The sequence below is a fragment of the Suttonella sp. genome, from assembly GCF_056855035.1.
Window position 1 is genome coordinate 16,488 of the sequence record NZ_JBXGGR010000007.1, and the last position, 13,981, is coordinate 30,468.

Sequence of the window (13,981 nt, forward strand, 5' to 3'; positions counted from 1 at the left end):
GTTTGAAAATAATATTATGGTCATTTCAGTTGATTCTTTTTGTTTTATCTTTATTATTAGGTTATGAATTAGATGATACACATTATTTAATTTATTTAACTATTATTAATTTTCTAATTAGTTTTTTTATTGTTAATATAAGAAGACAGAACTTTATCAATTTGAATACTTTCTTTTTATTCGGTTTTTCTTTATTTATTTTAGGGCGTTTTTTTGCATATTTAATTTCTTCAAATTTTCAAGAGGTTATTCTTGATGAAATTTATTGCTTTGATTTTTTCATTAATCATTGTGCAACCTATAACGAACAAATATTCTTACTGAATTTTATAAACATTACTATTGTAGGATTTTCTTTTCCTTTTATTTTCTCTTCATCATTTGCTATTAAGAAAACTCAAAAAAATATTAGAGTAATATCAAGAGATGTTATTATATTAGCACCTATAGTTTATATTTCAAGTTTTTATATATTATACACTTCATTTTATAAGATTATTTTAACAGTAAATCAAGGATATTTGGCTCTATATGCTAGTCAATCAGAAACATATCAAACTCCAGTTGAATTAGTTGTTTATTCATTTTTTATTTCTTATATTGCTTTATTATTTTCTACTGTTGATACTGGTAAAAAAATAATGGTATTCAATTTTAAAATCTTAGTGCTTGTTTTAATAATTATATTAATATCAGGTATATTTACAGGAGCGCGTACAAATTTTGTTACTGGATTATTGCTTTTTATATGGCTTAAATATAGGAATGCCAAAATAAGCATGTCAAAATATCTTATTTTTTTCATAGGTTGTGTCGCTTTAATTATTATTATGGATACTATTGCAGGTTTAAGTGGTGCTAGAGCTATGGGAGATAGAGCTAAATTTTTTGAACAATTAACACATACAATTTACTCGCAGGGGGGAACAGTGATGATCATGAATTTTGCATTAAATCTTGAAAACCCACCTGCTTTAGGTTATTTGAAAACTATTCTACCTGGAATACAAATATTTTTTAATCATTTTGGAATAATTGATCGCTATGAATTTGACTGGTCTTCTTATCTTGCATATCAGAATGATAGCGAATTATATAATGCAGGATTTGGCTTAGGATGGAGTTTATTTGCAGATTTGTATTTATTAGCTGGAAAATTTATGCCACTATATATTATTTTTATTATTTTATGGGGATGGATTTTGAAAAAAATATCTTTAAGCCGTAGTTCATATGGCAAGGGTTTATTGTTCATTTTCATCTTATATGTTTTTTCTATTTCACGTGCAAGTATATCACCGCTGATTTTTACTTTTTTTATTTATACATTTTTATTTTTATTATTTTCTCGCAGAATAAAACAGAAAAACATTTTATGAAAATTCTTTATGTTATCACAGGACTAGGCTTAGGCGGGGCTGAGAGAGTGGTTATCAATTTAGCAGAGCAAATGTATCAGCAAGGGCATCAAGTAAAGATAGCTTATTTAACAGGCGCAGTAAAAATTAAGCCACAATTATCAGAAATTGAAGTCATTTATTTGGGCTTAGAAAGTTTTGCTTCTTTATTGCCTGCTAGTCTAAAATATAGAAAATTAGTAAAAGAATATCAGCCTGATGTTGTGCATTCACATATGGTGCATGCAAATATTTTTACACGTTTGAATCGTTTTTTTCTTAGTATAGCTAAATTAATCTGCACTGCTCATAATTCAAATGAAGGTGGTAAAGTTAGAATGTTAGCATATAAATATACTAATTTTTTGTCAGATTACAATACAAATGTCAGTCAGGAAGCTACGAATGCTTTCATTAAATCTAAAGCTTTTACAGATAAAAATATTCATACTGTATATAATGGAATTGATTTAGAAAAATTCAAAAAAAATATTAATTTAAATAATGTTTTTGATTTTCATGATGTAAATTTTATTTCTGTAGGCAGATTTAATGATCAAAAAGATTATCCTAATTTGATTTATGCTGTTTTTCAAGTCAAACAACAAACAACTCAAGCAGTTAAATTTTATATTGCCGGTGATGGTGAATTGCGTCCACAGCTAGAGCAGCTAATTAAAGAATTGAATTTGCAAAATGATATTATTCTTTTAGGCGCAAGATCAGATATTCTAGAATTGCTTAATGAAGCTGATTTTTTCATTCTATCTTCGAAATATGAAGGATTGCCAACAGTTGTCATTGAAGCAATGGCTACTCAATGCTTTGTAATTGCTACTGATTGTGGTGGTAGTGCTGAAATTATGGGGGATACAGGTTTTTTAGTTGAGCCGCAATGTTCAGAAAAATTGGCGCAAGCTATTTTGAAAGCAATTAAGCTGCCTAAAGAATATGTTCAAGAAAATAATCAAAATGCCAGAAAAAGAGTTGAGAAATTATTTTCTTTAGAAAAATCCGTTCAAATCTGGTTGAATATTTATGAAAAAAACTAGCAAGATTGTTTTTATCACTACAGTCGCCTCAAGTATTTACGGTTTTAGGAAACCTTTAATTGAGGAGTTGCTGAAACAAGGGTGTCAAGTTTATGCTTTTGTATCAGAATACACTGAAGCTGAACTAGATAGGATTCAAGCAATCGGCGTTACGGCTATTCCATACGAATTAAATCGTGGCGGTTTAAATCCGTTGGCGGATATTATTTCAACTTGTAAATTAATAAAAAAAATAAAAGCTATTCATCCTGATTTAGTGTTCAGTTATTTTGCTAAACCGGTAATTTTTGGAACTTTAGCATCTAAATTAGCTCAAGTTCCAAAAATATTTGCAATGTTGGAAGGACTAGGATTTACTTTTACTGAACAACCTGAAGGTACTTCTGTTAAAACTAAACTAATTCGTATTATTCAAGTTTTCTTATATAAATTATCTTTACCATTAGCTGATAAAGTTATTTTCTTAAACCCAAATGATCCAAAAGACTTATTAGAAAAATATCAAATTAAAACCAAACAGGTGGAAATTCTAGGTGGTATAGGTTTAAACTTATCCGATTATCCTTATCAGCCTATTCCTCAAAGTGAGCACATTCGTTTTCTCTTTATTGGTCGTTTGTTAAAAGAAAAAGGAATACACGAGTTTATTGCAGCAGCAAAAATTATTAAGGCACAATACCCAAATACAATTTTTACTGTACTTGGTGCTGTGGATGATATGAACTTAGGGGCATTGTCTCAAACAGAGCTAGAGAACTATATTCAAACAGGAGTCATTGAATACCCTGGTCAGGTATTAAATATATCTGAGTGGATTGCAAAAAGCCATATTTTTGTTTTACCCTCTTATTATCGTGAAGGTGTACCAAGAAGTACCCAAGAAGCTATGGCTGTAGGGCGAGCAGTAATCACGACAGATGTACCAGGTTGTCGAGAGACTGTCGTAGATGGGAAAAATGGCTTTTTAGTAAAACCTTGGAAAGTTGATGAACTAGCAGAAAGAATGATTTATTTTATTGAGAATCCTAAACAAATCGGCATTATGGGAAATGAAAGTTACCATATTGCTAGAGAAAAATTTGATGCCAAAAAAGTTAATCAGAAATTGATTAGGATTTTGGAGTTATAATATATGCTAAAACGCCTATTTGATATTACAGTTTCAGTTTTTGCGTTGATTTTACTTTTACCGATTTATGTGATTGTTGCTTATAAAGTAAAGAAAAATCTAGGCTCTCCAGTTTTATTCCGTCAAATTCGCCCGGGATTAAACGGTAAACCTTTTGAGATGATTAAATTTCGAACAATGAAAGATGCTGTTGATGTTCATGGGAATTCATTGTCGGATAGTGAGCGTTTAACATCATTTGGAAAAATGTTGCGTGCTACCAGTCTTGATGAATTGCCAGAACTTTGGAATGTGTTAAAAGGGGATATGAGTTTAGTTGGTCCTCGTCCGTTGTTAATGGAATATTTACCACTATATAACGAAGAGCAAGCGAAACGGCATAATGTTCGCCCGGGTATTACCGGCTATGCTCAAGTAAATGGACGAAATGCAATTAGCTGGGAGCAGAAATTTGCACTAGATACTTGGTATGTTGAAAATCAATCATTTTGGCTGGATATTAAAATTTTATTTAAAACAGTAAAAAAAGTCTCTTTTAAAGAAGATATTAGTGCGGCAGGAGAAGCCACAATTTCTAAATTTACCGGCACAAAATCAGACAAAATTTTTGCCGTTTATGGAGCTTCCGGTTGTGGGCGTAGTTTAATGCCTGTTGCCAAAGAATATCTCGAAAAACAAGATAAACAAGCTGAATTATGTTTCATTGATGATAGTTTATCTGAAGAAGTAAACATAAACGGATATCGAGCAATGAATTATGAGGCTTTTAAACAACAAGAATATGCAAAAAAAGCAGTCTTAATAGCGATTGCAAGCGGTCAAATTCGTGAAAAAATTTGCAATAAATTAACCGCTGATGGCATTAAATTGTGGTCGATTATTTCACAAAGTGCGATTATTATGGATTCAGTTTCAGTTGAAAAGGGCTGTGCGATCAGTCCTTTTGTTACATTAGGATCAAATGTGCAAATAGGGAAATCTTTTCACGCTAATCTTTATAGTTATGTAGAACATGATTGTGTTATTGGCGATTATGTTACTTTTGCTCCGGGCGTAAAATGTAATGGTAATGTGCATATCGGCAATCATACTTATATTGGATCTGGAGCAATGATTAAGCAAGGAACACCTGATAAACCGCTTAAAATTGGTAAAAATGTTGTAATAGGAATGGGAGCTGTTGTGCTTAACAATATTCCTGATGATGTTACTGTTGTTGGCAACCCCGCTAGAATTTTAAAGAAATAAGATTTTGTTGTTTGAAAATTTTAGATGAAACCACCATTTTCCATTACAAATAAAATGCTTAATCTTATGGTAAAAATATCCCATAAATTAGGCACCTTACAGATTGAGTATGAGCGGAATTTACATTTGCGTAAAGAAAATCGTATTCGTTCTATTCATTCATCGTTAGCGATTGAAAATAATAGTCTGACCTTTGAGCAAGTGACAGCGGTGCTTAACGGTAAACGAGTGTTAGGGCACCCAAAAGAAATTCAAGAAGTTAAAAATGCCTATGATGCTTATGATGAAATACTTAGTTACGATCCTTATTCCGTACAGGATTTTCTAAAAGCTCATTATTTATTAACTCAAACAATATTTGATGAATCAGGGAATTTTAGAAGTAAAGATGTCGGTATTTATAATGCCTCCGGACAATTAGTCCATATGGGAGCGAGACCGCAGTTTGTTGAAAAGCTGATTAGTGATTTATTTACTTGGGCAAAGTATGATGATACACCAGATTTGATTAAAAGTGCGGTTGTCCATTATGAAATTGAAATGATTCATCCTTTTAATGATGGAAACGGTCGAATAGGTCGATTATGGCAGAGTGTTATTCTGAGTCGTGCTAATCCCATTTTTGCTTGGATCCCTATTGAAACGATTATATACGCTTATCAAGCAGAATATTACCAAGTCTTGGCACAAGCGGATAAAGAAAACGATTCAACTGTATTTATTGAATTTATGCTTGGTGTCATATTAAAAACATTAGAAAATTATTGACAAAAAGAGGATAACTTATGCTAAATACGCCTTTTGAACCTTGGCCGTCATTTACGCAAGAAGAAGCGGATGCGGTATCAAAAACAATTCTTTCCAACAAAGTCAATTACTGGACAGGACAAGAATGTCGTGAATTTGAAAAAGAATTCGCGGATTATACTCAAACTAAATATGCTGTGGCACTAGCTAATGGTACCTTAGCACTTGATGTTGCTTTAAAGGCACTAGGCATTGGTGATGGCGATGATGTGATCGTAACTTCTCGTACATTTTTAGCATCTGCAAGCTCCATTGTTACCGCAGGGGCAAATCCGGTATTTGCTGATGTAGAATTAGACTCGCAAAATATTTCTCGCCGTACGATAGAAGCGGTTTTAACGCCAAATACAAAAGCGATTATTTGTGTACATCTTGCCGGTTTAATGTGCGATATGGATCCGATAATGGCATTGGCACAAGAAAAAAACTTATATGTCATTGAAGATTGTGCCCAAGCTCACGGTGCAATGTATAAAGGTCGTTCAGCCGGTTCTATTGGGCATATTGGTGCTTGGTCTTTCTGTCAAGATAAAATTATAACGACTGGTGGCGAAGGTGGCATGGTAACGACCAATGATGAGAGCTTGTGGAACAAAATGTGGTCGTATAAAGATCATGGTAAAAGTTTTGACGCAGTATATAATCGGCAACATCCTGTCGGCTTTCGTTGGTTGCACGAGTCTTTCGGAACAAATTGGCGCATGATGGAAGTACAGGCCGTTATTGGGCGCATTCAGCTTAAACGAATGCCTGAATGGACGAAGAAACGCAATGAAAATATGAATGCAATTTCATCTGTTTTTAGCAATAGTCCTTATTTTACCGTATTTAAACCGACTGATGATTATCTGCATGCTGCTTATAGATGTTATGTGCAAGTTAATTTGAATAAATTGCCAGATGGTTGGTCAAGAGACCGTATTATGCAAGAAATTAATGATTTTGGTGTTCCTTGTTATAGCGGTTCTTGCTCAGAAGTCTATTTAGAAAAAGCATTTGAAGGTACTCCTTGGATTCCTAAAGAGCGTTTGGCGAATGCAAAACAGTTAGGCGAAAGCAGTTTGATGTTCTTAGTGCATCCGACCTTAAGCAAAGAAAATATACAAAAAACTCAAGAAGCAATTTCTTTTATATGTGAAAAAATAGATGGATTGTTATGAATATTAAAGCAATCATTTTCCCATTAACTGCTGCATCAAGAAGGCTAAAACAAAGTTTTTTGAGCCTTCTTGATTTTTTTGTATTTCCATTATTATTATGGGGCTGCTATGTAATACGTCTGTTTGATTTATCAGTGGATGCTGTTCCCAATTTAATGTTGGGAGAATGGTTGGTCTCGTTAGTTGCGGTTTTCAGTTTGTTCTTAACAGGTGTATATCGTTTTATTGTGCGTAGTTTCAATGAGATGATGATTGGTCGCTTAGCTATGGCAACTATTCTAACCGTTATCGTGTTGTATTTATTGGCTCGTACCACATCTGCTTTTATTCCTAATAGTATTCCGTTGATGTTTGGCTTTACTATGTTTGCTTGGGTCTGGTTTAGTCGAAGTGTAATTCGTTTCTTTATTAGGATATTATTTCTGCAAACTCATAAATTGCGTAAACGTATGGTGATTTATGGAGCAGGAGCGGCAGGGCAACAAGTTGCAGGTATTTTAATTCGCTCCGAAGATCATTTGCCCTTATATTTTATTGATGATAATCCTGCTTTAAATGGTCGTATTTTAGGTGGATTGAAAGTTTATTCCGCTGAGCAAGCTAAACAACGTTTTGCAAGATATCAGATTGATGAAGTTTTAATTGCTTTACCTTCAGTCAGCCGTGAGCGTAAACAAGCAATTGTTAAATTTTTAGAAGATTCTTCAATAAAAATTACTGAGTTACCGGGTTTAACTCGCTTAGTTGATGGGAATATTCGTATTTCCGATATTCAAGATATCGATATTGTTGATTTGCTAGGAAGAAATCCTGTGGCTCCTATTCCAGAGTTATTGTCTAAGAATATTAAAAATAAAGTGGTGATGGTAACAGGTGCAGGCGGTTCAATCGGTTCGGAATTGTGTCGCCAAATCATTAAAAATCAGCCAAGATTATTAATTTTATATGAATTAACAGAATTTGCTTTGTATGCCATAGAAAAAGAATTGCAACAGTCTGCTCAATGTAACCTTATTCCTATTTTAGGTACAGTGTTAGAACAAGTTAAATTGGAACGTATTATTGAGCAATATCAAGTGCAAACGGTTTATCATGCGGCTGCATACAAACATGTTCCTTTAGTAGAGGCTAATCCGATTGCAGGCTTGAAAAACAATGCGGTTGGTACGGCTTTCAGTGTCAATGCATCTGTCAACAAAGGTGTTGAAACATTTGTTTTGATTTCAACAGATAAAGCTGTTCGACCTACTAATGTGATGGGCGCATCCAAGCGTATGGCGGAGCTGTATTGTCAGGCAATGGCAGAAAAGCCACATCAAACTCAAATTAGCATGGTACGTTTTGGCAATGTATTGGGCTCTTCCGGTTCGGTTGTACCTTTGTTTAAACAGCAAATTGCCAAAGGCGGACCAATTACGGTTACCCATCCTGATGTTACTCGCTATTTTATGACTATCCCAGAGGCTTCGCAGTTGGTCATTCAGGCCGGAGCTTTGGGGACGGGAGGCGATGTGTTTTTATTAGATATGGGAGAACCTGTTCGGATTCAAGATTTAGCTCGTCAAATGATCAAGTTAAGCGGTTTAACATTTAAAGAGCAAGCTAATCAAGAAGGCGATATTGAAATCCAGTATTCAGGATTGCGTGCAGGTGAAAAATTATATGAAGAATTACTCATTGATAAAGAAAATGCCCAAAAAACCCTACATGATTCTATTTTTTTAGCAAGAGAGAAGTTTTTTCCTTATGATGAAATTGTTACTGTGATTGAACGCATGGCAATATTAGAAGAATCGGAAAATGATTTAGAATGGGTATTGGAACAGTTAGAATATTATGTTGACGGTTATAAGCGTAGTCAAGATGTACGCAATTATTCGGCATAAAATATTTTTATTTCAAGTTGGGATGCTGTTCTAATATTTTTTATAATAATATTTGGAGAAATAGAGATGGCAAAGAAAAAAATTCAATCCTTGCATCATTGGCAACGGCAGGATCCGTATTATCAGCGCGAAATTGAAAAATACGGCGAGAATCCTTTGCCGAGCCGTGAGTTCATTATGCAGTCCTTGGAAAAAGAGGGGCGTTTATTAAGTTTTGCTGAGATTATCAATATTTTCCAGCTTGATGAGGCGCGGGCGGAATTATTCGGCCATCGTTTAAAGGCTATGATTCGGGCGGGGCAGTTGATGTCGAACCGGCAGGGTCAAATCGGTTTGTCGCGCAAAATGGATTTAGTGGCGGGGCGCGTGATTGCGCATCCTGAAGGTTATGGTTTTCTGCATTTTGAAGGCGATGAGCCTGATGGCTTTATTCCGCCTAAGTATATGAATGAGCTGATGCATGATGACAAAATCCTAGCACGCGTCAGCGATATCGATCGGCAGGGGCGCAAGGATTATGCACCTGTAGAAATTTTGGAGCGCGGTCAGGCGCGGATTGTGGGCAAATTAAGCCATTTGCAGGGTTTGTGGTTTGTTTTGCCTGAGAACCGCCGTTTAAATCGGCAGTTTTTCATTCCTGACGATAAGCGCAACGGGGCGAAAAACGGCGAAATCGTAGTGGCTGAAATTGTGGAATATCCCACACGCCACAGCCAGGCGGTGGCGAAAATTTTGCACGTTCTGGGCGAAGAGCGCGCTGCCGGCATGGAAGTGGAAATCGCCTTGGAAAATCATAATATTCCGCGGGAGTTTCCCGAGGCGGTGCAGCAGGAAACGGCAGCCGTGCCGGAGGCTTTGCGTGCGCAAGATTATGAAAATCGGCTGGATTTGCGCCATTTGCCTTTTGTTACCATTGACGGCATTAGTGCGCGCGATTTTGACGATGCGGTGTTTGCAGAGAAGCGCGGCGCGAATTATTGCCTGTATGTGGCGATTGCCGATGTGTCGCATTATGTGAAGATGGGCAGTTCTTTGGATGAAGAGGCGCATTTGCGCGGCACTTCCGTTTATTTTCCTGACCGCGTGATTCCGATGTTGCCGGAGAAATTATCCAATGGATTGTGTTCGCTCAATCCGCATGTGGACAGATTATGTATGGTCTGCGAAATCACGTTGGCACCCGACGGCAGCATTAAGCGGAGCAAATTTCATGAGGCGGTGATGCATTCTCATGCGCGGCTGACTTATGAAACGGCGCAGAAAATCATTTTTGACCGCGATGCCTTATTGCGCGAAAGTTTTGCTCAATTGCTGCGCCCCTTGGACACGCTTGCGGCGGTGTATGAGATTTTAAAAGCGGCGCGTGAAGCGCGGCATACGATTAATTTCGAGTTTGCGGAAGCGGAGTTTGAATATGACAGCGAAGGCAAAATCGAAAGCATTAAGGCGCGCGAACGTCTGGAAGCGCATAAATTGATTGAAGAATGTATGATTGTGGCGAATATTGCGGCGGCAAAATTTTTAAGCAAACACAAGATTCCTGCGCTTTACCGCGTGCATGACACGCCAGAGATTGACCGTTTAGGCAAGCTCAAGCAATACCTGTCGCGGATTGGTCTGGGCGGCAAAATCCGCATCGGCGACAGCGTCAGCCCACAGCAATTGGCGCAAGTCTTGGCTTTGGCGCAAGGGCGACCCGATTATGCCTTGATTGAGAAAATGCTGTTGCGCACAATGGAGCAGGCGGTATATTCGCCCAAAAACCGCGGGCATTTCGGCTTGGCTTTGGAAAACTACGCCCATTTTACTTCTCCTATCCGCCGCTATCCCGATTTGCTCGTCCATCGCGCCATTCGCCATATTTTGCGCGGCGGTACAGCGGAAAATTATGCTTACAACGGCGAGCAAATGACGGAATTGGCGATACATACTTCCATGACCGAACGCCGCGCCGACGATGCTACGCGCGAGGCGATGGATTTCCTGAAATGCGAATTTATGAGCCATCGCATCGGCGAAGAATTCGGCGGCCAGATTTCCAATATTACCAGCTTCGGTCTATTCATTACTTTGGACGATTATTTCATTGACGGGCTTGTGCATGTTTCCAGTCTGACCAACGACTATTATCATTATGATGCGGACACGGTTTCGCTGACGGGCGAGCGTAGCGGACATGTATTCCGCATGCTTGACCAAGTGCGGGTGCGCGTGGCAAAAGTCGATATCGACGACCGCAAAATCGATTTCGCTTTGCTCAATCATGCGGGCAAACGCCATAAAACCGCTGCTTCCGCACCCAGCCATGAGGCGACCAAAGCGGAGAAGCGCGCGAAAAAGAAAGTCAAAAGCAGCAAGCATCAGCGCGTAGAAACCAAAAAACCTGCTGTTGAGAAAAAAGCGACGAAGAAGAAAAGGAAAATCAAATGAAAACACAATGGATTGGCGGCATACATGCCGTCCGCCAAGCCTTGATGGATAAACGCATTCTGCGGGCGGAAATCGTCGAAGGCAAAAAAAGCAAGAATTTGGCTGTATTGCTGGAAGATATGCTGGCGCAGGGTATTGCGATTGAACGCGTGCCGCTTTACGGCATTGATATGCGTCTGCCCGACGTGCGCCATCAGGGTATTGCCGCGGAATGTCTTGTGGCGGAGCAGGCGGCGAATTGGCAGGCGGCAATCGCCGGTATCGAGCAGCCGCTGATATTGGTCTTGGACGGCATTCAAGATCCGCATAATCTCGGTGCTTGTCTGCGCAGCGCTTTGGCAGCGGGCGTGGATGCCGTATTGCTGCCCAACAGTCGTTCGGCGGATATTACGCCGGTCGTGCATAAAGTTTCCTGCGGTGCATCGGAAGTGTTGCCGATTTTCCGCGTTGCCAATCTCAAGCGCGAAGTCGAGGCGATGAAGGAAAAAGGGCTGTGGGTTGTCGGCGGCGCCGGCGAAGAAAGCGTTTCCCTCTACAGTCTTGATTTGCGCGGCGGACTGGTAATGATTGTCGGCAATGAAGGCGAGGGCATCCGTTTCGGATTGCGGGAGTGCTGCGATTATCTCGCCGCCATTCCGATGGCGGAGGGCATGGAAAGTCTGAATGTATCGGTTGCTTGCGGCGTGATGCTGTTTGAAGCGAGAAGGCAGCGTTTGTCGGGTGCCTAAGTGTATTTGAACTCACACAAGCATGACAAATATAGTAAATTCATCAAAATTTCCTTACTGGTTGAAGCCCCTCCCTTTAGGGAGGATAATTTTGTGGGAGAGGTGTAATCTCTTCCAATTCAGGACAACACGTAGAGCGACGCTTTATGTGTCGCTCTACGTGTTGAAACATAGCAAAATCAATCACTTTTTGATGGTTAGGTTAGCTACTTGTATCCGACATTGCTTGAAATATCAATTTGTCGGATTCAAGAATCCGACATACTTCTTTATAAATTAGTAGTTTAGATATTTATATCCATCACAATTTGTCATGCGAGTGCTTTCTGGCATAAACGCCTAAGCTAAGGTTAAAAATATAATGTTCGTATTTGTCATGAATTGACTGTGTTTAAACCAAAGGCTGATATAAGAGCGCTAAGAAATCAATCCGAATATCGGCGGCTTTGGCATGAATGCTTTTGCGTTCAATATTGAGATTTTCCACGCGGTAGCGGTATTCGATGTCGGCAAGGGCTTGCGCCAATTCCTGTTCTACGGCGGCAATTTCCTGCTCAATCAAGGCAGCTTTTTCTTTTGCCGCGGCAAGGTCTTGGCGCTCCTTGCCGATATTGCCGGCTTTGCGTATGGCGCTGGCGGCACGGTTGATATTGCTTTGCGACAGCACTTTGCGTCCTGTGAATGCGCCCAGCAAGGCGCCACCGATGGCAATGCCTGTGCTGAGCAGGCTGTTTGAGGCTTGCGCATTTTCTCTTTCAAGGGCTTGTTCGGCGCTGATTTGCTGGCGCGCTAATCGCATTTGCTTGCTGTTATAGCTTTGGCGCAGTTTTTGCACGGCTTGGTCGCGTTGTTCGTGCGCGGCAGTGCTGAGGCGGTTGCGGAAGGTCTGTTCGCTTTCGCCAGCTTCGCTGTAAATTTTAAAATCCGGCGCATAGAAAATTTCCAGACTGTTGAATTGGCGCAAAGCGGTTTTGAGGCTACGTTCCCATGCCGTCCAGCATTTGCTGTCGCCTAGGCTTGGCGGTGCAGGGTGGAAATGTGCCGGCTGTGTCGGGCTGCTTTGCAATTGCTCGAGATTGAGCGCCAGAGGAGCGGCTTGCGTCCAATCGATATCGCCATTTTCCTCTAGGGCGACATTGAGTAAGATTTTATTTTCAGTGCGGATATCGGCTTTGGCGTCTTGATAGAACAAGCTGGCGGCGGCAAGCAGGATCGGAAAATAATGCGCCGGCGCGTCGTTTTTGCCGCCGGGCACATAATAGGTGGCAATCCCATTGGGCAGCAGGGCGGGATGCTGATGCGCCGAATGAGGATGTTTGTCTTTTGAAGTCTTATCGGCGCCATCGGTATTTTGGCTGAGTCGGCGGATATGTTCGGCGCCGAGCGGTCCTGCCAGATAGCTCATTGCCCAGCGGGTTTGCAGGATGCAGGGCGTATTTTCATGAATGTTTTTCATGAGGAATTGACGTTTGCCCAGTTGGTCGAACCATTGGTCGAGTTCTGCGGCATTTAAGCCGGCTTCGCCCGCGCTGAGCAGACCTTCGCGCAGACGCTTGCGGTCTTGCGCGGTTTGCAGGCGTCCGATAAACCATGTGCTGGCATTGGAAAGGGCTTTGTAGTCCAAATCAATCGGGTTTTGCGTGGACAGAACGAGTCCGAGACCAAAGGCGCGCGCCTGTTTGAGCAAGGTCAGGAAGGCAGCTTTGCTGGCGGGATTGCTGTTAGGCGGCAGCAGATAGCCGGCGATTTCGTCCATATAGAGAATGGCGCGCAGGGTGGAAGTGCCTTGTTGGCGGCGCATCCAGGCAATCAGTTTCGCCAGCAGCAGGCTGACAAAATACATTCTTTCGCTGTCGCTTAAATGCGCGATGTTTAAAATGCTGGTTTGGGCGCGTTTTTTAGGGCTGTAAAACAGGCTTTCGCAATCCAGCGTTTTGCCGCTGCGCCATTGGGCGAAGCCCGGCGCGGCAAGAAGGTTGTTCAGTCCCAAGGCAAGGGATTGGCGCGATTTTTCCGGAAAGACTTGCGAAAGCGGCAAGATGCCGATTTTTTCAAAAGGCGGTCGGCTGATGGCGGCAATCAAACCACCCAAGTCGATGCTTTGCTGCTGCATCCAGAAATGATTGAATATAGTCGAAGAACTG

General features: G+C 40.2%; 10 protein-coding genes. 9 read left to right on the plus strand and 1 reads right to left on the minus strand.

All coding sequences use genetic code 11. The annotated features are described in order from the left end of the window. The first annotated feature begins 2 nt into the window (after window positions 1-2). The 9 genes from wzy (at window position 3) to rlmB (ending at window position 11,837) form a co-directional block, all read left to right on the plus strand. Window positions 3-1,379, plus strand: coding sequence for an O-antigen polysaccharide polymerase Wzy (wzy, locus tag ACJHVI_RS00825; protein ID WP_483182686.1), 1,377 nt, complete (start codon window positions 3-5; stop codon window positions 1,377-1,379). Beyond that, complete coding sequence (locus ACJHVI_RS00830; protein ID WP_483182687.1) at window positions 1,376-2,449, plus strand: glycosyltransferase; 1,074 nt, start codon at window positions 1,376-1,378, stop codon at window positions 2,447-2,449. Before wzy ends, ACJHVI_RS00830 begins: the two co-directional genes overlap by 4 nt. Next, window positions 2,436-3,578, plus strand: a complete 1,143-nt coding sequence (locus ACJHVI_RS00835) for a glycosyltransferase family 4 protein (RefSeq protein WP_483182688.1) — start codon at window positions 2,436-2,438, stop codon at window positions 3,576-3,578. Before ACJHVI_RS00830 ends, ACJHVI_RS00835 begins: the two co-directional genes overlap by 14 nt. Window positions 3,579-3,581: 3 nt before the next feature. Continuing rightward, window positions 3,582-4,826, plus strand: coding sequence for a NeuD/PglB/VioB family sugar acetyltransferase (locus ACJHVI_RS00840; RefSeq protein WP_483182689.1), 1,245 nt, complete (start codon window positions 3,582-3,584; stop codon window positions 4,824-4,826). Between the two features lie 24 nt (window positions 4,827-4,850). Next, on the plus strand, window positions 4,851-5,594 hold the full coding sequence (locus ACJHVI_RS00845) for a Fic family protein (protein ID WP_483182690.1): 744 nt from the start codon (window positions 4,851-4,853) through the stop codon (window positions 5,592-5,594). A gap of 17 nt (window positions 5,595-5,611) precedes the next feature. Continuing rightward, on the plus strand, window positions 5,612-6,793 hold the full coding sequence (locus ACJHVI_RS00850) for a DegT/DnrJ/EryC1/StrS family aminotransferase (RefSeq protein ID WP_483182691.1): 1,182 nt from the start codon (window positions 5,612-5,614) through the stop codon (window positions 6,791-6,793). A 2-nt stretch (window positions 6,794-6,795) separates the two neighbouring features. After that, window positions 6,796-8,679, plus strand: a complete 1,884-nt coding sequence (locus ACJHVI_RS00855) for a polysaccharide biosynthesis protein (protein WP_483182712.1) — start codon at window positions 6,796-6,798, stop codon at window positions 8,677-8,679. 66 nt (window positions 8,680-8,745) lie between these two features. After that, entirely contained in the window at window positions 8,746-11,109 is a 2,364-nt protein-coding gene (gene rnr, locus ACJHVI_RS00860) for a ribonuclease R (RefSeq protein WP_483182692.1), read from the plus strand. Beyond that, window positions 11,106-11,837 (plus strand): 23S rRNA (guanosine(2251)-2'-O)-methyltransferase RlmB, encoded by a 732-nt coding sequence (gene rlmB / locus ACJHVI_RS00865; protein WP_483182693.1) that lies wholly within the window; start codon window positions 11,106-11,108, stop codon window positions 11,835-11,837. The genes rnr and rlmB overlap by 4 nt, the downstream gene beginning before the upstream one ends. A gap of 391 nt (window positions 11,838-12,228) precedes the next feature. Here rlmB and ACJHVI_RS00870 read toward each other — a convergent pair whose 3' ends face one another. Beyond that, the gene (locus tag ACJHVI_RS00870; protein ID WP_483182694.1) at window positions 12,229-13,950 is read right to left on the minus strand and encodes an ATP-binding protein; all 1,722 of its coding nucleotides are present in this window, start codon (window positions 13,948-13,950) and stop codon (window positions 12,229-12,231) included. Between the last annotated feature and the right edge of the window lie 31 nt (window positions 13,951-13,981).

What these genes read in the sequence shown, in the direction of transcription:
- ACJHVI_RS00830 (WP_483182687.1), top strand. Translation starts at nt 1,376, where the DNA reads ATGAAAATTCTTTATGTTATCACAGGACTAGGCTTAGGCGGGGCTGAG.
- ACJHVI_RS00835 (WP_483182688.1), top strand. Translation starts at nt 2,436, where the DNA reads ATGAAAAAAACTAGCAAGATTGTTTTTATCACTACAGTCGCCTCAAGT.
- ACJHVI_RS00840 (WP_483182689.1), top strand. Translation starts at nt 3,582, where the DNA reads ATGCTAAAACGCCTATTTGATATTACAGTTTCAGTTTTTGCGTTGATT.
- ACJHVI_RS00845 (WP_483182690.1), top strand. Translation starts at nt 4,851, where the DNA reads ATGAAACCACCATTTTCCATTACAAATAAAATGCTTAATCTTATGGTA.
- ACJHVI_RS00850 (WP_483182691.1), top strand. Translation starts at nt 5,612, where the DNA reads ATGCTAAATACGCCTTTTGAACCTTGGCCGTCATTTACGCAAGAAGAA.
- rnr (WP_483182692.1), top strand. Translation starts at nt 8,746, where the DNA reads ATGGCAAAGAAAAAAATTCAATCCTTGCATCATTGGCAACGGCAGGAT.
- rlmB (WP_483182693.1), top strand. Translation starts at nt 11,106, where the DNA reads ATGAAAACACAATGGATTGGCGGCATACATGCCGTCCGCCAAGCCTTG.
- ACJHVI_RS00870 (WP_483182694.1), bottom strand. Translation starts at nt 13,950, where the DNA reads ATGCAGCAGCAAAGCATCGACTTGGGTGGTTTGATTGCCGCCATCAGC.